Origin of the sequence: Corynebacterium sp. ACRQP, assembly GCF_022345915.1 — a bacterium.
Classification (GTDB): Bacteria; Actinomycetota; Actinomycetes; order Mycobacteriales; family Mycobacteriaceae; genus Corynebacterium; species Corynebacterium lehmanniae.
Genome location: NZ_JAKRMZ010000022.1, coordinates 19,720 through 42,811, shown reverse-complemented (window position 1 = coordinate 42,811; position 23,092 = coordinate 19,720). Strand labels below are relative to the sequence as shown.

General features: G+C 64.6%; 23 protein-coding genes. 15 read left to right on the top strand and 8 right to left on the bottom strand.

The annotated features are described in order from the left end of the window. Window positions 1-152: 152 nt before the first annotated feature. Window positions 153-1,133, bottom strand: coding sequence for a 3-hydroxyisobutyryl-CoA hydrolase (locus MHY23_RS09335; RefSeq protein WP_239307311.1), 981 nt, complete (start codon window positions 1,131-1,133; stop codon window positions 153-155). Window positions 1,134-1,174: 41 nt separating this feature from the next. On the opposite strand from MHY23_RS09335, the gene MHY23_RS09330 reads away from it, so the two are divergent. The 3 genes from MHY23_RS09330 to MHY23_RS09320 all read left to right on the top strand — a co-directional run bounded on the left by MHY23_RS09330 (window position 1,175) and on the right by MHY23_RS09320 (window position 3,266). Then, on the top strand, window positions 1,175-1,957 hold the full coding sequence (locus tag MHY23_RS09330; RefSeq protein ID WP_239307310.1) for an HAD family hydrolase: 783 nt from the start codon (window positions 1,175-1,177) through the stop codon (window positions 1,955-1,957). Beyond that, window positions 1,954-2,535: a DNA-3-methyladenine glycosylase gene (locus MHY23_RS09325; RefSeq protein WP_239307320.1), complete on the top strand. Its 582-nt coding sequence runs from the start codon at window positions 1,954-1,956 to the stop codon at window positions 2,533-2,535. Before MHY23_RS09330 ends, MHY23_RS09325 begins: the two co-directional genes overlap by 4 nt. Window positions 2,536-2,618: 83 nt before the next feature. Next, window positions 2,619-3,266 carry a heme oxygenase (biliverdin-producing) gene (locus tag MHY23_RS09320; protein ID WP_239307309.1) on the top strand — a complete coding sequence of 216 codons (648 nt, stop codon included), beginning with the start codon at window positions 2,619-2,621 and terminating at the stop codon, window positions 3,264-3,266. 10 nt (window positions 3,267-3,276) lie between these two features. Here the strand turns inward: MHY23_RS09320 and MHY23_RS09315 are convergent, their stop codons facing one another. Continuing rightward, window positions 3,277-3,624: a hypothetical protein gene (locus MHY23_RS09315; protein ID WP_141741270.1), complete on the bottom strand. Its 348-nt coding sequence runs from the start codon at window positions 3,622-3,624 to the stop codon at window positions 3,277-3,279. 173 nt (window positions 3,625-3,797) lie between these two features. Between MHY23_RS09315 and MHY23_RS09310 the strand changes: the two genes are divergently transcribed. The 7 genes from MHY23_RS09310 to MHY23_RS09280 all read left to right on the top strand — a co-directional run bounded on the left by MHY23_RS09310 (window position 3,798) and on the right by MHY23_RS09280 (window position 10,728). Further along, the gene (locus MHY23_RS09310) at window positions 3,798-5,732 is read left to right on the top strand and encodes an HtaA domain-containing protein (RefSeq protein WP_239307308.1); all 1,935 of its coding nucleotides are present in this window, start codon (window positions 3,798-3,800) and stop codon (window positions 5,730-5,732) included. Between the two features lie 25 nt (window positions 5,733-5,757). Then, the gene (locus tag MHY23_RS09305) at window positions 5,758-6,825 is read left to right on the top strand and encodes a hemin ABC transporter substrate-binding protein (RefSeq protein WP_070472756.1); all 1,068 of its coding nucleotides are present in this window, start codon (window positions 5,758-5,760) and stop codon (window positions 6,823-6,825) included. Beyond that, window positions 6,822-7,865, top strand: a complete 1,044-nt coding sequence (locus tag MHY23_RS09300) for an iron ABC transporter permease (RefSeq protein WP_070421265.1) — start codon at window positions 6,822-6,824, stop codon at window positions 7,863-7,865. Before MHY23_RS09305 ends, MHY23_RS09300 begins: the two co-directional genes overlap by 4 nt. After that, a complete protein-coding gene (locus tag MHY23_RS09295; RefSeq protein ID WP_070472758.1) occupies window positions 7,862-8,665 on the top strand; it encodes a heme ABC transporter ATP-binding protein in 804 nt (267 codons plus the stop codon). The genes MHY23_RS09300 and MHY23_RS09295 overlap by 4 nt, the downstream gene beginning before the upstream one ends. 92 nt (window positions 8,666-8,757) lie before the next feature. Further along, complete coding sequence (locus MHY23_RS09290; RefSeq protein ID WP_239307307.1) at window positions 8,758-9,633, top strand: HtaA domain-containing protein; 876 nt, start codon at window positions 8,758-8,760, stop codon at window positions 9,631-9,633. Window positions 9,634-9,638: 5 nt separating this feature from the next. Then, on the top strand, window positions 9,639-9,902 hold the full coding sequence (locus MHY23_RS09285) for a hypothetical protein (RefSeq protein ID WP_239307306.1): 264 nt from the start codon (window positions 9,639-9,641) through the stop codon (window positions 9,900-9,902). A gap of 64 nt (window positions 9,903-9,966) precedes the next feature. Next, window positions 9,967-10,728 carry an HtaA domain-containing protein gene (locus MHY23_RS09280; protein ID WP_070472765.1) on the top strand — a complete coding sequence of 254 codons (762 nt, stop codon included), beginning with the start codon at window positions 9,967-9,969 and terminating at the stop codon, window positions 10,726-10,728. On the opposite strand, the gene ppk2 is transcribed toward MHY23_RS09280, so the two are convergent. Then, the gene (gene ppk2, locus MHY23_RS09275; RefSeq protein WP_239307305.1) at window positions 10,729-11,580 is read right to left on the bottom strand and encodes a polyphosphate kinase 2; all 852 of its coding nucleotides are present in this window, start codon (window positions 11,578-11,580) and stop codon (window positions 10,729-10,731) included. A 186-nt stretch (window positions 11,581-11,766) separates the two neighbouring features. Between ppk2 and MHY23_RS09270 the strand changes: the two genes are divergently transcribed. From MHY23_RS09270 to MHY23_RS09250, 5 genes are all read left to right on the top strand, one after another. Next, on the top strand, window positions 11,767-12,405 hold the full coding sequence (locus MHY23_RS09270; protein WP_239307304.1) for a GntR family transcriptional regulator: 639 nt from the start codon (window positions 11,767-11,769) through the stop codon (window positions 12,403-12,405). Between the two features lie 59 nt (window positions 12,406-12,464). Continuing rightward, complete coding sequence (locus tag MHY23_RS09265; protein ID WP_239307303.1) at window positions 12,465-13,220, top strand: LamB/YcsF family protein; 756 nt, start codon at window positions 12,465-12,467, stop codon at window positions 13,218-13,220. Next, complete coding sequence (locus tag MHY23_RS09260; protein WP_370645839.1) at window positions 13,217-14,767, top strand: carboxyltransferase domain-containing protein; 1,551 nt, start codon at window positions 13,217-13,219, stop codon at window positions 14,765-14,767. Before MHY23_RS09265 ends, MHY23_RS09260 begins: the two co-directional genes overlap by 4 nt. Window positions 14,768-14,770: 3 nt before the next feature. Further along, complete coding sequence (locus MHY23_RS09255) at window positions 14,771-16,495, top strand: biotin carboxylase N-terminal domain-containing protein (RefSeq protein WP_239307302.1); 1,725 nt, start codon at window positions 14,771-14,773, stop codon at window positions 16,493-16,495. 66 nt (window positions 16,496-16,561) lie between these two features. Next, window positions 16,562-17,647 (top strand): zinc-dependent alcohol dehydrogenase family protein, encoded by a 1,086-nt coding sequence (locus MHY23_RS09250; protein WP_070472783.1) that lies wholly within the window; start codon window positions 16,562-16,564, stop codon window positions 17,645-17,647. On the opposite strand, the gene MHY23_RS09245 is transcribed toward MHY23_RS09250, so the two are convergent. From MHY23_RS09245 to MHY23_RS09225, 5 genes are all read right to left on the bottom strand, one after another. Continuing rightward, window positions 17,644-18,705: an HNH endonuclease signature motif containing protein gene (locus tag MHY23_RS09245; protein WP_239307301.1), complete on the bottom strand. Its 1,062-nt coding sequence runs from the start codon at window positions 18,703-18,705 to the stop codon at window positions 17,644-17,646. The two genes, MHY23_RS09250 and MHY23_RS09245, sit on opposite strands and share 4 nt — an antisense overlap. 101 nt (window positions 18,706-18,806) lie before the next feature. Beyond that, the gene (locus MHY23_RS09240; protein ID WP_070472785.1) at window positions 18,807-19,586 is read right to left on the bottom strand and encodes a putative hydro-lyase; all 780 of its coding nucleotides are present in this window, start codon (window positions 19,584-19,586) and stop codon (window positions 18,807-18,809) included. A gap of 9 nt (window positions 19,587-19,595) precedes the next feature. Then, on the bottom strand, window positions 19,596-20,765 hold the full coding sequence (locus MHY23_RS09235; RefSeq protein ID WP_070473064.1) for an NRAMP family divalent metal transporter: 1,170 nt from the start codon (window positions 20,763-20,765) through the stop codon (window positions 19,596-19,598). Between the two features lie 198 nt (window positions 20,766-20,963). Beyond that, window positions 20,964-21,287: a putative quinol monooxygenase gene (locus MHY23_RS09230; RefSeq protein WP_239307300.1), complete on the bottom strand. Its 324-nt coding sequence runs from the start codon at window positions 21,285-21,287 to the stop codon at window positions 20,964-20,966. 10 nt (window positions 21,288-21,297) lie between these two features. Beyond that, the gene (locus MHY23_RS09225) at window positions 21,298-23,088 is read right to left on the bottom strand and encodes an ABC-F family ATP-binding cassette domain-containing protein (protein ID WP_239307299.1); all 1,791 of its coding nucleotides are present in this window, start codon (window positions 23,086-23,088) and stop codon (window positions 21,298-21,300) included. Window positions 23,089-23,092: the final 4 nt, after the last annotated feature.

The following is a 23,092-nucleotide window of genomic DNA, read 5'->3' as shown; positions in this document are numbered from 1 at the left end:
TGGTTCCAGTCGTCGCGGGGGTTGGTCGTTTCGGTCAACGTCGCTCCTTTTGCATGTGGGAATCGGGGGCAATTTCTTCGCCCGTAATCGCCCCCTTACTGTAGCGTCCGGGGGCGGTGCGCGGGTGCTGTACCCCCGCGATTGCGCAGCGCTTAGCGCAAAATGTCCCGGTACTTGCCCGGTTCCGGCTGCGGGGCGAAGTTCGGGGACTGGTCCTTGTCCACGAGCACCGCGCGTACCCCCTCTGCGAAGTCGGGTTCGCGGGTCATCATGGCACCCAAGCGACGCTCGTTGTCCAGCGCCCCGGCGAGGTCCTGCGAGGCGTTCGCGGCGAACAGCTCGGCGGCTGCGACCAGGGACGACGGCGAGGCTTTAGCAGTCAGCTTTGCGACGAGCTCCGCCAACTCCCCGTCCAACTTGCCCTGAATCTCAGCCCAGGAACCCTGGAACGTGGGCTCGATGGCGTCGTAAAGCGATGAAAGCTCCGACTCCCCCGGTGCGATGGCGACCGAGTCCAAGAAGCCGGGGCCTTCGGCGACGATGCCGTCGAGCACCCCGTCCAGCGAGGCGACCTTGTGCGTGGCCAGGCCGGTGGCCAGCATGTCGTCGGGGGTAAGCCGGTAGCCGGTCAACCCCAAAAAGGTGCCCAAGCTTTGCGACGGCACCTTCGGCAGATGCTGCAGCAGCCACGACATCCCGACGTCGGTGACGTAGCCGATGTTCATCTCCGGCATGGAGGCAAAGGCGTCTTCCGTGACCACCATGTGCGAGCCGTGGGCGGAGATGCCCATGCCGCCGCCCATGATCACGCCGCCACACAGCGCGATGTAGGGCTTGGGGTAGTTCGCGATGTCCAAGTTCATGGCGTACTCGTCGGCGAAAAACGCGTCGACCTCGTCGTCGCGGCCCTCGAGGATGCCGTCGCGGGCCGCGCGCACATCGCCGCCGGAGCAGAAGTGCTTGCCGGAGGATTGGACGACCACCTGCTCGATAGCGTCGTCGTCGCGCCACTGTTTCAACGCGGCGTCCATGGCGCGGGCCATCTCGGGGCTCAGCGAGTTCAACGCCTTCGGGCGGTCCAGGGTGATCACACCGGTGGTTTCGCGTACTTCAGTCTTGATCAGATCGGTCATGCTTCCCCAGTGTTCCACATCACACCGGTAGTGTGGGGGCAATGCGGACACCTCGGTTGATTGCGTTGGACATGGACGGCACACTCCTCGACGGCGACGGGCAGGTGCCGGACGCGTTTTGGCCACTTCTCGACGCCGCACGCTCGCACGGGGTGACCCTCGCGCCGGCGTCCGGGCGCCAGCTGGCCACCCTGCAGCAGATGTTCCCGGAGTGCGACACCTTCATCGCCGAAAACGGCGCGGTGGTTTGGCACAGCGGCGAAGTTGTCTCCACCACCGCCCTACCCCTGGATGCTGCCCGCAACCTCATCGCAGCGCTTCCCGACGCACCTTTTCCCGCCCACACCGTCATCTGTGCACCAGAAGTGGCCGCCACCCTCCCGCTGCCGCCGGCCATCGACGCCGAGGTAGACAAGTACTACGCCTCCCGCACAACACTGGCAGCACTCGGCGACCACCCCACCCCCGTGATCAAAATCGCCCTCTACGTCGAAACCGACGCCGAACGCGACGCCCTGCCCTGGGTCCGCGAACACGCCCCCGAGCTGCGCGCTGTAGTCAGCGGCAAACATTGGCTAGACATCATGCACCCAGACGCCGACAAAGGACACGCACTCGAAGCGCTCGCCGACACGCTGGGCATCCCCCTTGCACAGACCGCAGCATTCGGCGACTTCCTCAACGACTACGGCATGCTTCGCGCCGCCGGCTACGCCGTCGCCATGAAAAACGCACACCCCGACCTCAAAGCGATCGCGGACGAGGTGATTGGGTCAAACGGGGACGAGGCGGTCGTCGATAAGCTTGTGCAATGGCTGAAATGATCGACTTCACCCAACCCGCCGACGTCGTCGCACCGCAGTTGCTGGGGTGCCTCATCACCCACAACGGGGTAACCGTGCGCCTGACCGAAGTCGAGGCATACCTCGGCGACGACGACCCCGCCGCCCACACCCACAACGGCAAAACCGCCCGCAACGCCGCCATGTTCGGCCCACCCGGCAGGCTCTACGTCTACCTCTCCTACGGCATCCACCACAACAGCAACATCGTCTGCGCACCCGAAGGCATCGGCCAAGGCTGCCTCATGCGCGGCGGCGAAATCATCGCCGGCGAAGCACTCGCCCGCAAGCGACGACAACGCCCCGACCGCGCCATAATCCCGTTTGAAAACCTCGCACGCGGACCAGGCAACCTCGGCCAAGCGCTCGGACTGGGGTTAGACGACAACGGCACCCCCGTTCACCTCACCCCACGCGACACCGAACCCGAATGGGTCGCAGGACCCCGCATCGGGATCTCCAAAAACAAAGACGCCCCGTGGCGGTTCTGGATCCCCGGCGACAAGACGGTCTCTACCCCGCGCGGGTACCCGAAGCGGATCAACCTTTTGGGTGATTGATTGAAGGTTAGGCTTACCTATATTCTCAATCTGCAACTAAGGGTAACCTACCCTTCATTCCTAGATTGGAGAAGCAGATGACCATGGCCACCCCCACTGACCAGCGACTGTCGGCCGCACTCAAAGACCAGACCGCCACTGCGCACTCCAGCGCCGAGAATTCCCCCTTCATGTCGAGCCTTGGAAAAGGCGAGCTGGACCGGGCAGCCGTAGCAGAGCTGACAGTGCAGTGCTTCCACATCTATTCGGCACTCGAAGATGCGGTACGCCGCGCCGCTTCCCACCCCGCGGTGGCGCAGATCGCCGACGAGCGCCTCGAGCGCGTGCCCGCCCTCGAAGCCGATCTCACCGCCATGCTCGGTGCCGGCTGGAAGGAAACCACCGCCCCACTCGATGCCACGAGGCGCTACGTTGCCGAACTCGAGGCGCTCACCCCGGACTCCGGCCCGGAAGTCATCGCCCACCACTACGTGCGCTACCTCGGCGACATTGCCGGCGGACAGGTGCTCGCACGCGTGTTCCAGAACGCGTACGCACTGCCCGACGAGGCATTGCACTTCTACAACTTCTCCGCGGTAGGCAAGATCCCACACTACCGCGCGCACTACAAGGAAGCGCTCGACGCGATGCAGCTTAACGACGAAGAGCGCGCACGAATCATCTCCACCGCCCAGCACGTTTTCGCCCTGAACCAGGCAGTGTTCCAGGACCTTTCGACCCACGCCGGCTAGGCCGGGCTCACTAACGCCTGTCAACGTAAGCGATCGCACCCCAGATCGCCCCAGCCGCCACGAACGCGGTGAGCACTCCGCCGGTGAGCGTGAACTGCGCAGGCACCAGAAACAGCACTAGCACTGCCAAGCAAACAATCAACCCCCAAGCCACCGCGAGGACGATCCCCGCGCGTTTGCCCAGTCGAGCACTGGCATCGCGGCCCTTATGCGAGGGCAGTGACGAAAGCCCGAGAACCGCAGCCACCAACGCCACGCTCGCAGGGAACGCCACCCAGATGTTTCCGGTACCCGCCCCAAACGCGATCACACCTGTGATCAAGGCGATCAGGGCGCGCTCCCAGGTGACGAAGTGCACAGCGCCGCCTTCATATGTGCGCGGCAATCGCACACCGACAGGTCGAATGAGTTTGGTAGCAGGTCCCGTCTGTTGCGCCATCACGACAACCCCTTTCAACATTATGCAAACCTAACCTTACTTAGGTAAGGTTAGCCTACCTACTTTTCGCTATTTCGCACCTCGAGGCAACCATGAATGTTCGCACCCACCTCGGCGCAGTCGTTTGCGCGAGCCTGATCGGCTTTACCGCCACCATGTTCGGCGCCGCGCCTGCGCTTCTTCCTCTCGCGGCGGCCGAAGAGTCTGCCAGCACACACCGCAGTGTCTCAGCGGGAACCATGCAATGGGGGGTGCGCGAATCGTTCAGAAAATACATCGAAGGTCCCATAGCCCACGGCAGCATTTCGGTCGGTGGCGGCGCACAGCGCTCAGGCGACGGTTTCACGTTCGACGCCAAATCCTCGGCACTGACTTCAGCCTCGGACGGCGAAATCAGCTTCCAGGGTGAGGTCCATTTCACCGGACACAACGACGCGCTTGATATGACGCTGCGCAACCCCACAGTGGTGGTCAATGGCACTCAAGCCGAACTGCGGGTGGATTACGCTTCGCGGAAGTACGAGGGCATGAACTCGACCGGCCCGGTGCGCGAAGGCACCCAAGAGCTGCTCGCCACCATCGCGCTCAACGCCGCCCCGGATTTCTCCGCACAAACAACGACCATCGCAGGCCCCACCTCCCTCACCACAACCGGTGCGGAGATCTTCGGTGGCTTCTACGAGGTGGGCGCTCCACTCGACCCGGTCACAATTGAGCTATCGCTTAACGACGCCTCCGGCCCCGCCCCACAGCCCAAAGAGGGCGGCGGCACCTCCGGCGCAAAGAGATCGGGCGCCACCTCCGGCCCGGCCCGCCTCCTCGGCGAGATCAACGACACCCTGGAAGAACTCAACGCGATGTTCGCCAACACTGAGACACTGCTGCACAGCGGTGAGTCACTGCATCGCCGGGTACTTCCGACGCAGGAAGGCACGAGCCCTGCACCAGCGGCCAACAGCGGCGCCCCCACGTCCAATGCCTCCCGAACGGGAGGAACCTCCAACGCAACGAACAGTCCAGCGAACGTCAACCCTGGCTCCGTCCCCGCGACACCAGCCGGCGCGCCGAAGGTGAGTGGCGGCACGAACACCGGTAATGCAGCAAAACCCACTGGTGCGGCACCTGCGGGTGGCGCCAGCGACAGCGGGATCTGTGACTCGAGCGCGTCTCGTGGGATTGTCAGTTCCGAGGCCCAGTGGGGCATTCGCCAATCTTTCCGCACGTACATCCGCGGCAACATCGCGAAAGGACGCTGGGAACTCAAAGGCGTCGGCGATGACGGCAACGCGTTCACGTTCTCCGGCAATTCCGGCGCGGTGGACACTGCCGCACGCTCCGGTTCCATCCTCTACCCCGGCACCATCCACTTCACCGGCCACGAAGGGGTGTTAGACACCCGCTTTTCCAATATGGAGATCCAGTTCAGTGGCGATTCGGGCCAAATCGTCATCAATGTTTCGTCGAATAGCACTGATGGCAAGGGGAATGATTTCGGCCGCATCGCGATCGCCAACTTATCCTTCAGCGAGCTGAGCGTTTCCGATTCCGCGGTGTCCGGCTCCGCGCAGGCGACGCTCACCCAAGTCGGCGCGGAGGCGTTCGGCCAGTTCTACCCCGCTGGGGCCCCACTCGACCCAGTGAGTTTCAGCGCTCGCCTCGGCAACACGGCGAACTGCCGCGAGGGGCAGGGTGGAGCCTCCTCGGAGTCGTCGACAGGCAAAGGCGGAACCGCAGGTGACGCTGCGGCGCTGAAGCGCGGCGGCACGGCAGGAGCCCAAGCGAAGCTGAACTCAGGGACGACCCCCGAAAACGCAAAAGGCAGCGTGTTCGACGAGGTAGAAGGTACAGATGCCGTGGAATCCGCCAAACAGCCCGAAGGCGGAAAGTTCCAGATCAAAAACTCCGCGGCAGGCGACGGCGCCGGCAGCGGAGGCTGGGACGACTCAACGGTGGCCAAACTCCTGCTTCTGGTGGCCTCGCTGCTCGGCGCCGGTGGCGCGCTGACCAGGTTTATTGCGACCGGATAAAACCGGATAGAAAAGGAAACTCTCAATGAAGCTTTGGAAAACACCCCTCGTCTGCGCGGTCGCGGCGGCCGTGGGTCTGTCGCTTGGAGGTTGCGCCAGCTGGGACAACCCCGTGCAAACCGAACAAAAGGCGCTTTCGCAGTCGCTCGCAACCGGAGCCGACCCGCACCAGGCTGAGGGCGTCGCGATGGTATCGGAGATTTCCGAGGTAGAACCCGTCGAAGCGGAGCGCGAAACTGCGCTGCCCGTCGAACTCACTGACGCCGACGGCCACGACGTCACGGTCACCGACACCTCCCGCATCCTCGCGCTCGACCTCTACGGCACCTACACAAAGACGCTCCGCGGTATCGGGTTGGCGGACAACATTGTCGGTCGCACGGTCAGCTCCGCGGAACCCTCGCTTTCTGACCTTCCCGTGGTCACCGAAAACGGTCACTCACTAAACGTGGAGGCAATACTGAACTTGCGCCCGACGTTGGTCATCGTGGATCACTCCGTCGGCCCGAGCGAGGCCATCGACCAAATCCGCGCGGCGGGCGTGACCACCGTCGTCATGGAGCCGAAACGGACCATGGCATCAATGGGAGAGGACATCATGAACGTGGCCTCCGTCGTCGGGGAGCCAGAAGCGGGCAAACTCCTCGCGGAACGAAGTGAAAAAGAGGTGCAGCAAGCTCTCAAAGCGATCAAACAGGTCGTCCCGAAACAGCCGCTGCGCATGTCATTCCTGTACGCGCGCGGGACCGGCGGCGTGTTCTACCTGCTCGGCGGCGAAGACGGCACCAAGGACCTCATCGAGGCGCTCGGCGGCGTCGACGTGAACACTGAAAACGGCATCGGCAACGCTTCCCCCGCCAGCCCCGAAGCGCTCGCCCAGGTCAATCCGGAGGTGTTCGTCATGATGAACGGCGGGCTGCAATCCACCGGCGATATCGAGGGCCTGCTTCAACGACCCGGTGTCGCACAGACGACCGCCGGCCAGCACAAGCGCGTGCTTTCACTTCCCGACGGCGACTCGCTTGCGTTCGGCCCCCAAACCGGGGAACTTCTGCTGCGCGCAGCCCACGCCCTGTACGGGGAGGGGCAGTGACATCTTCCGCCGAGGTGTTTCACGCCCGCCGCCGCGGCCGTGTGGCGCTGTTCACGACCGTCAGTGTGTTGCTGGTGGCGACAGCCATCGGCTCGATCATGGTTGGACAGTTCGAGCTTTCGGTCCGTGAGCTGTGGCCGATTCTCCAGGCCGGTCCGCTGTCCGCAACCTCTCTGGAAGCGTCCGTGATCTGGCAGATCCGACTCCCCCGCCTGGTGCTCGGTCTGTTCGTCGGTGCCGCGCTGGGCGTCAGCGGGGCGCTCATGCAGGCAGTCTTCGCCAACCCGCTCGCGGAGCCGAGCGTGATCGGCGTGAGCACCGGCGCGGGCGTCGGGGCCGCCGTCGCGCTCGTCTTCGGGCTCACCACTTTCGGCACGATGACGGTGCCCGTCCTTGCCTTTATATCTGGGACCCTTGCAACCGCGGTGGTGTACTTCCTCTCGCGAGTCGGCGGCAAGGTTCGCGTGCTCAACCTGATCTTGGTGGGTATCGCGGCCAACGCTATCTGCGGTGCCATTATTTCAGTGCTCACTTTTATGGCCCCCACGACCGCGCGAGAGCAAATCATCTTTTGGCAGATGGGCACTCTCTCGGGCGCGAACTGGGCGCAAACGGGCGCAGTGACAGGCGTGGTCATCGTGTCGCTGACGCTGGCGATGCTGTTAGGCAGCAAGTTCGACCTTCTCGCACTCGGCGACCAGGCCGCCTACCACGTCGGGCTCAATGTCACACGCCTGCGAATGGCGGCGATCGTGCTGTCGACGCTGCTCACCGCTGCCGCTGTCTCGTTTGCGGGACTGATCGGGTTTGTGGGTCTTGTGGTGCCGCACATCGTGCGCACTGCGGTAGGCCCTTCCAATAAGGTGCTGCTCCCCGCTTCAGCTCTCGGTGGGGCACTTTTGATCGGTGCCGGCGACATTCTCGCCCGCACAATCATCCCCTTTGCAGACCTACCGATTGGCATATTTACCGCGCTGATCGGTGGGCCAACATTCTTCTTGCTGCTGCGGCAAATGATACGAAAGAACCACCAGATATGACTGTTACCGCACGTGGCGTCACTGTGCAGAAGCAAAACCGCACGATTCTTAACCAAGTCGACCTGCACGCAACCGCCGGCCAGGTCACCGGGCTTATCGGACCCAACGGAGCCGGAAAGTCGACCCTGCTGTCGGCCTTGGCGGGTGACATTCAGCTCGCGCACGGAGTGGTCGAGGTGGCGGGCAAGGATGCGTCGGAAAGCACAGCCTCCGAACTCGCGCGCACGCGCGCTGTCATGCTCCAAGACGTCAGCGTGGCGTTTTCCTTCCTCGTGCGCGATGTCGTCGAAATGGGCCGCCACCCCTGGGGCCGTGGGCCGGACGATGCGGCGATCGTGGATGCGGCGCTCGACGCGACGGGGATCACCCACCTACAGGACCGCGAGATTGTGACGCTGTCCGGCGGAGAGCGAGCCCGCGCAGCCTTCGCGCGGGTGCTCACGCAGCAAACGCAGGTCGTGCTTCTCGACGAACCAACGGCAGCCATGGACGTTCACTTCCAAGAACAAACGATGGGAGCCGTTCGCGCGCTTGCGCGCCGCGGTGTGACAGTCATCGTCGTGTTGCACGACCTACAGCTCGCGGCGCGATATTGCGACAGCGTCGTGTGCCTTAAGGCGGGCGAGATTACAGCGGCAGGCACCGTTGACGAAGTGTACAACGACGCGATTCTCAGCTCCGTCTACGACTGGCCCATCACCGTGTTGCGGAGCAGTGGGCGGATCCTAGTGGCCCCCGACGAGGCGGGTGAACCCGTCTCCGGACTCTGGTGTCCAGCCCCAGCTCCCCCCACCCCTTGAAAAAGTTAGGGACACCTTGCTAAGGTTAGCCTACCCTATCCAATCGGTGCGATGTTACATCCACCACACCAACTCACCGAAAGGCTTCATCAATGTCCCGCACCACCACCCTCGCGGCCATCACCGCCACGGCCATGATCTCGACTGCATTCGCCACCCCCGCTGCCTTCGCGGATGCGCCAACCATCGAGTCGGGAAATGCGCACTGGAACATCAAGGAATCGTTCCTGCGCTACGTGCAATCCCCGTTCGTCGCCAGCACCATCACAACCACGGAAGGCGCGGAGAAGGTGCTTCGCGACGGCAAGCTTGCTGACTTCGCACTTCCGGTCAATGCCGCCGACTCCGCCCTCGATGCCAACGGCAACGGCACCATTGACCTCGACGGCGCCATTTCGATCGTGGGTCACCACGGCGCTATGGACATCAAGATGTCCGACTTCAAGATTGTGGTCAACGGTACGAAGGGCGTCCTGCAGGCGGATTACGTGCGCAAGGGCGCAATGCCGGGCTCTGAGCCCACCACCGCCACCGGAGACGACAAGCCGATCGCAGAGTTCGAGGTCACAGATGCGCTGAAGCCCGGCAAGGACAACAAGTTGTCTGCGACGTTCACCCCGACCAAGCTGACCGAGTTCGGCGTCGACATCTTCGGCTCGAGCTACGAAGTCGGCAAGCCATTGGATGACTCGAAAGTCGCCGTCAACCTCGCATTCAAGGCCCCGAAGAAGGAGCCGAAGCCGACCGACCCGAAGCCGACCGACCCGAAGCCGACTGACCCGAAGCCGACCGACCCGAAGCCGACTGACCCGAAGCCGACTGACCCGAAGCCGACCGGTGAGGACGGCTCGAGCACCGGCGCAATCGTCGGCATTGTCATGGCGGTTATCGCAGTGCTGGGCGGCCTGGGCTTTGCGGCGACTCAGCCTTCGGTCCAGAAGCTGATTAACCAGTTCATGGGCAAGTAGCGTCCATGTGCAAGGCGCGATTGTCCACCGCGGTGGCGGTGGTGCTATTGCTTTGCTCCCCCGCCGTCACTGAAGGCCAAACTGCGGAGGAAGACACTTTCACGGAGATTTCCTCGACAGACGACGGCTCGCCGGCTACGCAAGCCACGCGGGCAATCGCACTGGCGATGGCTTTCACCGGTTTAGGGTTCGCGCTCGGCGCCCTCATACAGGGGGCCGCGTCAATCCTCGGCATCAAGCCTCCACAACTGCCCCAACTGGTGCGTTAAACACTGTCCCAAGAGCCCCGTCGTCCGGCGAGGCCCTCATTTGATTCGAACAGGATTCGCCTCAATGCTCATCTCCCGAAACGCCGCTGCGGCGGGGTTCTCCGCGCTTATATTCGCCACTGCGCTGGCAATTCCTGCCGCCGCCGAAAGCTCCTCCGCTGAGCCCGCCGAGGTTGGCGGCGAATTTGTGTGGCCCATTTCCACCGGTTTTCTGAATCAGGCCGTCATTAAAGGTCAAGGTCGCGTGCTCACAGGCGGGGGCGCGACGTGGAACCAGGAAGCGCTTGAATTCTCCTTCCCGGTCACCTCCGCGACGCGGACCGGAAAGACGTGGACATTCGCGCTCGACGGCTCAGCGCAGGTACAGGGATACAAGAATGCGGGTGGCTACGACGGCTGGGCCGTAGATGTAAAGTACTCGGACCTCAAGCTGAAGGTGGAGGGAAAAAACGCCACTTTGTACGGCGACTACCTCCTCGCCGGGGTCGCGAACAAGACGTACAAGCCAGTCGGTGCCAAGGGGGACGACGAGCCGCTGGTCACCTTCACACTCGGCAGCGAGATCACCCCGCCGAAACGAGTGACAGAGCACAACCGGACAACGGTGTCGGATACCGGCATGGAGAAGTCCCTCAGGCACTACCCGAAGGGCACGTTGCTAAAAGACTCTGAAGTGGATCTCAACGTGACATTCGGGGCGACTGCTCTCAGCCCTGGGGCGATCGCGGGCATCGCCGTGGGCGTGCTCGCCGTACTTGGCAGTCTCGCCTACGCATCAACCCTTACCCCGGTCCGGGCGCTCCTTGCGCAGTGGCTGCCCCGGTAACTACTTTCTCTTTTTCTTCTTGCTGCCCTTGCCCACTTTGCGCTTCTCCAACTCGGCGGCGACGTCGGGGACGTAGCGGAACTCGTCGCGAGGCGGACGCTCATAGTCCGTGGTCTCCGGGCGCTCCGGGATCTCCGGCAGGTCCGGCTTAGTGTGCTCGTACGGGATAGTGGACAAAAGGTGCGAAATGACGTTGATGCGCGAGCGCTTCTTGTCCTCGCTTTCCACCGTGTACCACGGCGCCGACGGAATGTCGGTGTGAACGAACATCTCGTCCTTCGCGCGGGAGTAGTCCTCCCACTTTGTGATGGACTCCAGGTCCATCGGCGAGAGTTTCCACTGACGCAGAGGATCGTTGCGGCGGGACTGGAAACGCTTGTACTGCTCCTCGTCGGAAACCGAGAACCAGTACTTGCGCAACATGATGCCGTCCTCAACCAGCAGACGCTCGAAGATCGGCGCCTGGTGCAGGAAGCGGCGGTACTCCTGCGACGACGCGAACCCCATCACGCGCTCCACGCCGGCGCGGTTGTACCAGGAACGGTCGAAGATGACGATCTCGCCGGCCGTCGGCAGCTTCTCCACGTAGCGCTGGAAGTACCACTGGCCCTGCTCGCGCTCCGTCGGCTTCGGCAGCGCCTCAATGCGGCAGGTGCGCGGGTTCATGTACTGGGTGATGCGCTTGATTGCGGAACCCTTGCCCGCCGCGTCGCGGCCCTCCATGACAATGACCACACGCTCGCCGTTTTCCACCACCCACTGCTGCATCGCTACGAGCTCTGCCTGCAGGCGCAGCAGTTCCTTCTCGTAGGCCTTCTTGGACAGTTTCGGCGGTTTCTTGTCGTGGCTCATGGGTGTAACCGTACCCGCAGGTGCCGTGAGCACTAAAAACGCACAAGAACCTGAGAAGAAAGTGCAATATGGGATTACGGGTGCATTGTTGAACAATAAATGCGATATACTCTCTCTAGTTCTAACCAATACGGTCACCCACCTGCGCAAACGCAGTAGGCGACAACTGATTTCAATACGGATGCCATGCTTGCACACAACGTTTCCGCCGAGGTCCGCCGCGCGATCTCACGCGGCGAATTCGCTCCCGGGCAAAAGCTCAACGAGGTCGCCCTCGCCGAGCGTTTCGGCGTTTCCCGCAACACGTTGCGTGAAGCATTCGCCATGCTGACCGCTGAAGGTCTCTGCGAACGCATCCCCAACCGCGGCGTGTTCTTGGCCACCCCGACGCCGGAGTTCGTCACCGACACCTTCCGCGCCCGCGCCGCCATTGAGCCGGCCGCGCTGTTGTGGGGCCCGGACCTGGACGTCGACCGCCTCGACGAGCTGAACAAGGAAGCCCGCGTCGCCATCGAGGAAGAAGACGACGACCTGCTCATCGCCGTCAACCAAGCCTTCCACCACGTCGTGCTCGCCGCGATGGGCTCGAAAACCCTCGGCGACACCATGGACCAGCTCGACGCCTTCCTCCGCCTGGCCACCCTGCCCATCCTGGAGCGCGACCCGGCGTTCAACCGCGGCTTCATCGAGGTCAACGAGCACGTCGTCGAACTGGTCCAGTCCGGCGACCGCCAAGCCGCCTCCGACTACCTCCAGGTGCAGCTGATGGAACAGGCCGAGGCGATCATCGAGATGATCGAGAAGATCAACAACGGAGCCGTCTAAACCACCCCCGGCCCAACCTGAGTGCAAGATCACATGCGCCAGGTTGTATAACTAGGGCCATGCATATCGACCTCAATGCCGACCTCGGGGAGACCACCGCGGGCAACCCGGTCGCTGACGACGCAGCCATGCTGGAGATGGTCTCCAGCGCCAACGTCGCCACCGGCTTCCACGCAGGAGACCCCCACTCCATCGCCGGCACCTTGAAAAACGCAGCCGCCCACGACGTGACCCTCGGCGCCCACGTTGCCTACAACGACCCGGCAGGCTTCGGCCGCCGCTTCATCGACTACGCCCCGGCAGAACTCGCCGACGAGACGCTCTACCAAATCGGCGCCCTCGACGCGCTCGCCCGCGTCCACGGCATGCAGGTGCGCTACGTCAAACCGCACGGCGCGCTCTACAACACGATCGTCCACCACGAAGCGCACGCCAAAGCGGTCATCGACGGCATCAAAGCGTTCAGCCCCGACCTTGCCGTGATGCTGCTACCCGGCGGCGTCGCCGTCGACATCGCCGAGAAGGCCGGCCTGCGCGTCATCCGCGAGGCGTTCGCGGACCGCGGCTACAACCCGGACGGCACGCTCGTGTCGCGGCGTGAGCCGGGTGCGGTCATGCACGACCCGCAGGACGTCGCTAAGCGAGTGCTCCAAGTCGCCTCCACCGGATCCGTCACCGCCATCGACGGCACCGAAGTCAAAGTCCAAGCCGAATCGGTCTGCGTCCACGGCGACTCCCCCGGCTCCGTCGAACTGACCCGCAGCGTCGTGCGCAAGCTTGCCGACGAAGGCATCCGCATCGAGGCCGTCCTGTGAGAAACATCAAACGCGTCGGCACCCGCGCCCTCATCGTGGATCTGCCAGACCTACAAACCGTCATGGACTTCTACGCGGCACTTACTGCCTCCCCACTGGAGCACCAAACCGATGTCGTCGCCGCCGCCCGCACTGTGCTGGTGACCTTCGACTCGCCAACCGCCACCACCAAGGCCGTGGACGTGCTGGCCTCCTACTCCCCCGACGCCGCCGACATGGGCACCCCGCGCGACATCAACATTGACGTGCGATACGACGGCGAAGACGTCGAAGCGCTGGCGTCGTCGCTAGGCATGAGCGCGGACGAGCTGATCGAATGGCACACCTCCACCACCTGGGTCGCCGCCTTCGGCGGATTCGCCCCCGGATTCACCTACTGCGTGCCAGAAGACGCCTCGCGCGCGCTGGAAATCCCGCGCCGCGACTCGCCCCGCACCGCCGTACCCGCAGGCGCCGTCGCCCTGGCCGGCGAATTCTCCGCCGTCTACCCGCGCACCTCCCCCGGCGGCTGGCAGCTCATAGGCACCACCGCCACCCCGATGTGGGACTCCACCGCCACCCCGCCCGCGCTCGTCGCCCCCGGCGACCGCGTGCACTACCGCGCCGTAGACACCCTGCCGGCGGACACGCAAACCGCGCGCAAGCACCTGGCCACACCGCCGCGCAGGCCCGTGTTCACGCTGGACGACGCCGGGCTGCAGACCCTGTACCAAGACCTCGGCCGCCAAGGCAACGGCAACCTCGGGGTGACCACATCCGGCTCCTCCGACCGCGCCTCCGCCCGCACCGCCAACGCCGCAGTAGGCAACAAACGCAACGCCACGCTTTTAGAAAACGTCGGCGGGCTGACCATGACCGCTCTAGCCGAGACCGTCATCTGCGTCACCGGCGCCGACGCCGACGTCACCGTCGGCGGCAGGCCCGCCCCCCTGGCCACCCCAACGATCGTGCCGGCCGGCGCGGAGGTCGTCGTCAAGCCGGCACGCCTGGGTTTCCGCACCTACGTCGCCGTGCGCGGCGGGCTCATCGCCGACACCGAACTGGACTCGGCGGCCACCGACATGCTCTCCGGCCTCGGCCCGAAGCCGCTTGCCGCCGGCGACACCATCGCCATGTCGCTGACCCCGCCGCAGTCCGCGAACTCGCTTCTGTCCAACCCGCTGCGCGTCGAACGCGACGGCGCCGACGTCGTCGGCGTAGTGCGCTGCGTCCTCGGCCCCCGCGACGACTGGTTCGACGCGGACGCCGTGGACCGGTTCTTCGCCACCACCTTCACCGTCACCGGCGACTCCAACCGCGTGGGCCTGCGCCTCGAATCCGACGCGCCCCTGACCCGCTCGCGCGACGGCGAGCTGCCCAGCGAAGGCATGGTCGCAGGCTCCGTGCAGATCCCCCCGTCCGGCCAGCCCGTGCTCTTCCTGCGCGACCACGCCGTGACCGGCGGATACCCTGTCATCGCGACCGTGATCAACGAAGACGTCGACATCGCCGCACAACTCCCGCCCGGCGGAAAACTCCGCTTCGAGCGCTACACCCTGGAAGGTTAAGGAATGACTCTTTCTGCCGTACTGATCGCCAACCGCGGAGAGATCGCCGTGCGTATCGCACGCACCGCCCGCGACTTGGGCATCCGCTCCATCGCCGTCTACTCCGAGCCCGACACCGGCGCACTCCACACCCAGGTCGCCGACGAGGCGTACCTACTGCCGGGCAACACCTCCGCCGAGACGTACATGAACATCCCGGCGCTCATCGAGATCGCGCACCGTGCCGGCGCCGACTGCCTCCACCCCGGCTACGGCTTTTTGTCCGAAAACGCCGACTTCGCCCGCACCGTCGAGGAGGCCGGGCTGAAATGGATCGGCCCGTCGCCCGAGGCCATCGAGCTGCTCGGCGACAAACTCTCCGCCCGCGCCCTTGCCGTCGAGGTCGACGCCCCGCTCGCCCCCGGCACCGGCGAGCCGCTGTCCACCTGGGAGGAAGCCCGCGACTTTGCCGACGCACACGGCATGCCGATCGCGATTAAGGCGGCGTTCGGCGGCGGCGGCCGCGGCCTGAAGGTCGTCTTCGACGAAGCCGACATCGAGGAAGGCTTCGCGTCCGCCGGCCGCGAGGCGAAGGAAGCGTTCGGCCGCGGCGAGTGCTACGTGGAGAAGTTCCTCACCCACCCGCGCCACGTCGAGGCGCAAGTGCTTGCCGACGCGCACGGCAACGTCGCAGTCCTCGGCACCCGCGACTGCTCCACCCAGCGCCGCTTCCAAAAACTCATCGAGGAAGCTCCCGCGCCGTTTTTGACCGACGAGCAGCGCACCGCCATCGAAGAGGGCGCCCGCGAGATCATCCGCAAGGCGAACTACCAGTCCGCCGGCACCGTCGAGTACATCGTCTCCGAAGACGGCACCGTGTCGTTTTTGGAGGTCAACACCCGCGTCCAGGTCGAGCACCCCATCACCGAGGCCGTCACCGGCGTGGACATCATCGCCGAGCAGTTCCGCATCGCGGATGGGCTCCCGCTGTCCTTCGGCGAGGCCGACCCAGACATCCACGGGCATGCTTTCGAGTTCCGCATAAACGCCGAGGACGTCACCAACGGCTTCGCCCCCTCGCCCGGCACCGTGACGCGTTTCGACGTGCCCACCGGCCCCGGCGTGCGCATCGACACCGGCGTGCGCACCGGCGGCCAAATCCCGCCGTACTACGACTCGCTCATGGGCAAGCTCGTCGTCTGGGGGCCGGACCGCGACACCGCGTTGAAGCGGGCGCAGCAGGCGCTCAGCGAGTTCGTCATCGAAGGCGTGCGCACCGTGCTGCCGTTCCACCGCGACATGGTCGACGCGCCCGAGATCACCGGCGACAGCCTCGACGTCTACACCGACTGGGTGGACCACAACTACTCGCCGTCGCAAAAACACAGTGACGTGGACATCGAGCACATCTACGACGAGCGCCGCGACGTCGTTATCGAGATCGACGGGCGCCTGCACACCATCGGCTTCCCCGTCGCGCTGCTCGGCGGCGGCGCTGCCCCAGCTGCGGCTGACGCTGCCGCCCCCTCCGGCGACGAGGCTGGCGCGGTGACGTCGAAGTACGAGGCCACCATCGTGGAATGGCTGGTCGCCGACGGCGACGTCGTTGCCAAGGGCGATGCCATTGCGACCGTCGAGGCGATGAAGATGGAATCGCAGCTCAAAGCGCCTCGCGACGGGCAGATCTCGCTTGCCGCACAGCAGGGCGAGCGCGTGAAGGCGAACGCCACCATCGCGACGATTTCCTAGATATGAGCGCGGTCACTGACATACGATGAGGGTGTCTGAAGCCACACCAGCGAAAGGACCCCTATCATGGCTGAGACAATGCAGGCACTCACCTACTTCGGCGAGGGCGACGTGCGCGTCGACACGCGCCCTGTGCCGACCATCTTGGAGCCCACCGATGCGATCATCCGCATCGACACCACCACCATCTGCGGCACCGACCTCGGCATCTTCCATGGCAAAAACCCCGAAATTGAGGAACGCGAACGCGAGCGCACAGGCGAATGGAACGGACGCATCCTCGGCCACGAAGGCATCGGCACCGTCGAAGCCGTCGGCGAGGCAGTGCAAAACTTCCAACCCGGCGACAAAGTACTTGTCTCGTGCGTTTCCCGATGCGGCGCGTGCGAGAACTGCCAAAAGCAGCTTTACAGCCACTGCCAGAACGGTGGATCCTGGATTCTCGGCTACATGATCGACGGCACTCTCGCCGAGTACGTGCGCACCCCGTTTGCCGACACCTCCCTCTACCACCTGCCGGACACACTGGACAAAGAAGTCGCAGTGTTCCTTTCCGACGCCTTGCCCACCGGACACGAAATCGGAGTCCAATACGGCAGCGTCACCCCGGGCAGCGACGTCATGATCGTCGGCGCAGGCCCAGTCGGCATGGGCGTGCTGCTCACATCCCAGTTCTACTCCCCCGCCACCATCACAGTCGTGGACATGGACGATAACCGCCTCGCCAAAGCCCGCGAAATGGGCGCAACCCACACCCTCAACCCCGCAAGCGATGATGTCAACGCCCGTGTCGGCGACATCACCGAAGGGCGGGGCGTGGACACCGCCATCGAGGCAGTCGGTCTGCCTGCAACATGGAAAACATGCGCCGACAACGTCAAGGAAGGCGGAAACATTGCTGTCGTCGGCGTGCACGGGAAACCGGTGGAGTTTCCGCTCCAGGAGATGTGGATCAAAAATCTCACCGTGACCACCGGTCTCGTCAACGCAAACACCACAGGCATGCTGCTTAAGGCAGTCCAGAACTCGGACCTGCCCATCAAGTCTCTGGCTACCCACCACTTCACGTGGGACCAGCTCGGCGAGGCATGGGAGACGTTCTCGCATGCCGACGAGCACCAGGCGATGAAGGTCATCATCGACAACGTCTAGCCGAAGAGTTGGTCGAGTGCTCCGCGGTCGGTGTTTTTCAGGTGATACCCCCGCGGTGAGACCCACCACGGTGCGCCCCTGATCATCGCGATGTGGCCGCGGCTCTTGCGCCAGGGGTCGTCGTCGTTGACCCGGTTGTGGTAGCGGCATAGCGGCACGAGGTTGTCAATGTTGGTGTAGCCGCCGTGTTTCCACGCGTCCACGTGGTGGATCTCCGCACCGTACGCCCCGTGCCTACAGCCTGGGAACGCGCACACGGGTGAGACCATGCAGGCCATATCGCGCTGTTTCTGGTTGGCGAAGCGCTCGGTGTCGTACAGATTCACCGCGCCTTGCTCCGGGTGGAACGCTGCGACCTCCAACGTCTCGCCGAACTCTTGCTGGAGGTATTCGGCGCCAGTCATGGTGGTGCCGTCGGTCAGCGTGAGGATGACGTCGTCGCCATCGCCCGCCAGGATGCGTGCGTGTTCAGAAATCGGCACCATCACAATCGGGCGTGGTGCCGCAGCAACCACTCCGCCGGTTTCGCCTTCGACGATGCGCCAGAACGCCTCCTCCATCTGGGGCGCCGCCGGAAGTGTGGCGTCGATGCCTTGCCGCAGGCGATGCTCTAAGTCTGCGGCTTTGCGGTCGGTGGTGTAGATGGTGATGCGCGCCCGGCCGTTGTTCGGCGCGGAGAAGGCGACCTGTTTCTTTTTCGGCGCCGTGTCCTCGCGGGGCACCAACTCTCGTGCGGCGCGCTCGATCGCGCGGTACCCGCCGGTCACATCCAGCAACTCCAAGCGCAGCCGCCACCGCTCGCTGGTGTCCTTGACACCACCGACGCGGCGTTCAATCAACGCCAGCTCGTCCAGGGAGAACCCGCGGGCCTTCTGTACTGCCAAAGCCTGTTTGCGGGTGAATTTGGTCGGCCCGTAGTACACCTTCTGCATCCCGTCCCACGCGCGTGCCCGATCCGGCGCCATGCCGGCACCCAGGGCAATAGACAGGTCGAAGTGCCGCAGGGTCTCCATGGATGCTGCGGCCATCGCCTCGATAAACGCGTCGAACGGGTTCATGCCACGAACACTAAAACAAGCGCAACCCCACACAACCCCCCGAACCGAAATCTGTGGATAACTCGCCACAGAAGCCCCAAAGTTATTCACAGTGGCACCCTTTAGGGAACCTGGTAGGCCACATCCCGCACGTCGGTGATGAGCATCTTGCCTGGCGAATGGCAGATCGCCAGCTCCGGCTTCGAGTGCATCACGATCGACTGCGGCGTCACTCCGCACGCCCAGAACACCGGCACCCAGCCCGCGGGAATGTCCACCGCGTCACCGAAATCGGGCGCGCCCAGATCGTCGATGCCGATCAAGCCCGGCTCCCCCACATGCACCGGGGCACCATGCACTGCCGGGTAACGCGACGTGATCCTCACTGCGTCCGCCACCAGCCCCGCTGGGATGGGCCGCATGGAGACAACCATCTTCCCGCTGAACACCCCGGCCGGTTCGCAGTCGATGTTGGTCAGGTACATCGGCACGTTCACGCCCTGCTCGATGTGGGCCACCGGCACGCCGTTGTCCACCAAAGCCTGCTCGAACGTAAACGAGCAGCCAATTACAAACGCGACAGTGTCCTCGGTCCAGTAGGCGGTGGCATCCGTTGGTTCGTCGATAAGCGAGCCGTGCGAAAACACCCGGTAGGACGGAATGTCGGTGCGGATGTCGCCGCCCGCGAGCAACGGCGACGACACCTCGCCCGGCTCCAGCACCCCGAGCAGCGGGCACGGCTTCGGGTTGCGCTGCGCGAACAACAAGAAATCAAACGCGTACTTTTTATCCAGCGCGATCAGATTGGCCTGGACATAACCAGCGGAAAAGCCCGCCGTTGTCGCCACATCAGTAGTGCGAAACAACGCGCGGGCTTGCGCTGGGGTGTAGGAGGCGTACATGCCCCAAGACTACGCCCACAGCTTCGGCAGCGTGCTGATGGAGCTCCACCCCATCCACGCACACCCGATAAGCGTGATGGCGCCGAGCACGAGCATCCACATCGGCGGCTTGTACCCGCGAAGCAGATCGCGGCGGAAGAAGCCAGCATAGAGCACGACCGCGAAACCAACCGGCAGGATCAGGCCGTTGAACGCGCCGGCAAAGATCAAAAGCTTCTGCGGGGCAGAACCGACGAAGAGGAAGATCACCGTCGAGATCACGATGAAGCCGACGGTGAGCCAGCCGCGCTTCTTCGGGTCGAACCCCTGCTTGGTCAAAAACGAGATGGAAGTGAACGACGCGCCGATCACCGACGATAGGCCCGCCGCCCACAGCACCAGCCCGAACATGCGCCGGCCAGTTTCACCTGCGGCCTGGTAGAACACGTCGGCCGCGGTGTTGTCCTTGGACAGTGCCACACCGGTGGCCACGACACCGAGCACCGCGAGGAACAGCAGCACGCGCATGATGCCGGTGACGATAATGCCGGTCACGGCGGAGCGGGAGATGTAGTCCATGTTGTCGGGGCCGGTGTGGCCGGCGTCGATGAGCCTGTGCACGCCGGCGAAGACGATGTAGCCGCCGATGGAGCCGCCGATGAGTGTGGTGATGACCTTGAAGTCGACCTCGTCCGGCGCAACCGACTGTTTCACAGCCTCAGCCACCGGCGGGTTGGACGAGATGGCGACGTAGAGCATGAGCAGGATCATCAGCGCGCCAAGGATGCCGACGATGACGTCCAGTGCGGCCCCCGCACGCTTCCACAGGAACACGACAATCGCGATCACAGCGGAGATGGCACCGCCGATCTTCGGGTCAATCGCCCCGCCGCTGAGCGCCTGCACGCCGAGCCCGGTGCCGGCGATGTTGCCGATGTTGAACACGAGGCCGCCGATGCCCACGAGGATGGCCAAGAACCAGCCGAGGCCGGGCAACACAGAGTTGGCCAGTTCGCTGGCGCGCAGCCCGGACACGCCGAGGATGCGCCAGACGTTGAGCTGGATCACGATGTCTACCAGGATGGACAGCAAGATCGCGAACGCGAACGCCGCGCCCATCTGCACGGTGAAGACGGAGGTTTGCGTGAGAAAGCCGGGGCCGATGGCGGAGGTCGCCATGAGGAAGATGGCGCCGACCATGGGGCCGATGCCACGTGCCGCGGCGGGAGTCTTTTCGGGCACGTCGGCCGCGGTGGATCCGCCGTTGGCGGGTTGAGGTGCGGTCACGGGGACACCCCTTTCGATTGCGGGAAACTTATGTGACGCGCAACATCGTAAGCTATGGGTGCCCCGCGGGTCACACCTCGGGGGTAGCTTGCGCTACGTGCGCACTACCCCTTAGGAGACCCTGAACTCCGCCATTTCGTCCCACTCGGTCTTGCCCTCGATGAGGGTGTTGATGATGGTGGGGGTCTCTTTCAGGATCGTGGGGAAGAATTCCTGGGCGGCCTTGAAGTGGTCGGAGTTGACGTGGGCTTCGGCGGCGTCGTCCTGGAATGCTTCGATGAGCAGGTATTCGTCGGGGTTGTCTTCGTTGCGGTACCAGTCGAAGAAGATGTTGCCTTCCTCGGCGCGGGAGGCGTCGGTGAAGTCCTTGACCAGCTCGCGGAAGTTCTCGACGTTCTCGGGCAGGGGCTTGAATCGCACGTTTATCAAAATCATGCGCCCCACCCTAGCCTTCGAGCTTCTCGCCGAGTTCGAGCCATTCGATCTCGAGCTCCTCGCGCGCATCTTTCACCGCGGTGAGCTCTTTGGTTTCGGCGCCGATGGCGTCGAAGTCGCCGGCCTCGGACAGCGCGGCAATCTCCGCCTCGAGGGCTTCGGCCCGCTCGTTTTCCTTGGCGATCTTGCGCTCGAGCGCCTTCATCTTCTTCTGCAGCTCGCGCTCTTCTTGGGAGCTCATCTGCTTATCGACGGCCTCCGGTTGCCCCTCCCCCAGATCCAGCACGCCGGCAGTGCGGGCCTGATCGGCGCGCTGGTCCAGGTACTGCTGGATGCCGCCGGGCAGGTTGGTGAGCTTCCCGTCGCCGAACAACGCGTAGGTGGAATCGGCGATGCGCTCGATCAGGTAGCGGTCGTGGGAGATGACCACCAGGGTGCCGGGCCAGGAGTCGAGGAGGTTCTCCAGCTCCTGGAGGGTGTCGATGTCGAGATCGTTGGTGGGCTCGTCGAGAAGCAGCACGTTCGGCTCGGCCATGAGCACGCGGGTGAGTTGGAGGCGGCGGCGCTCGCCGCCGGAGAGGTCGCGCACGGGGGTGCGCTGGCGCTTCGGGGAGAAGCCGAGGCGCTCGGCGAGCTGGGAGGCGGACAGCTCCTTTTTGCCGAAGCTGATGTAGGTGGCGACGTCTTCGACGGCATCGATGACGCGGCGCTCCGGGTCGAGGTCGTCGAGTTCTTGGCGCAGCCAGCCGATGCGGGTGGTCTGGCCTTCGATGCGCTTGCCGGCGGCCAGCGGGTATTCGCCGGCGAGCGTGCGCAGCAGCGTCGTTTTGCCGGAGCCGTTCACGCCGACGAGGCCGATGCGCTCGCCGGGGGCGAGGCGCCAGGTGAGGTGGTCGACGAGCGTGCGGCCGTCCGGGGCGTCGATGCGCGCGTCCTCGAGTTCGATGACCACGCGGCCTTGGCGCTGCTTCGAAAACGCCATGAGCTCGACGGTGTCGCGCGGCGGCGGGACGTCCTTGATCAGGGCTTCGGCGGCCTCGATGCGGTAGCGCGGCTTCGAGGTGCGGGCAGGTGCGCCGCGGCGCAGCCACGCCAGCTCCTTGCGGGCGAGGTTCTGGCGGCGCTGCTCGATGGCGTCGGCCTGGCGGGCGCGCTCGGCGCGGGCGAAGGTCCAGTCGTTGTAGCCGCCCTCGTAGACGTCGACGGCGCCGTCGTGGACCTCCCAGGTCAGGGTGGCCACGGTATCGAGGAACCAGCGGTCGTGGGTGACCACCACGACGGCGACCTTGCGGGCCAGCAGGTGGTCGGCGAGCCACTGCACACCTTCGACGTCGAGGTGGTTGGTCGGCTCGTCCAGCACCACCAGGTCCAAATCCTGCACGAGCGCGGCGGCGAGGTTGACGCGTCTGCGCTCGCCGCCGGAGAGCTGCCCCACCGGGGTGTCCAGGCCGAGCTCCGCCACGCCGGTGCCCTGCAGCACCTCGCGCACGCGCGCGTTGGAGGCCCACTCGAAGGTCTGCAGGCCCAGCGGCTCGACGACGGCTTGGCCGACCGTCAGCGCGCTATCCAGCGTGAAGCGCTGCGTGACCACCGCCATGCGCAGGTCCGAGGTGTGCGACACGCGCCCCGCGTCCGGCGGCTCGATGCCGGTGAGCACCTCCAGCAGGGTGGTTTTGCCGCCGCCATTGACGCCGACGATGCCGATGCGCTCGCCGGTCTGCACGCCGAGCGAGACGCCGTCGAGAAGCGTTTTCAGCCCCCACGTTTTGGAGACGTTTTCCAGGTTGATCAGGTTAGCCATATCG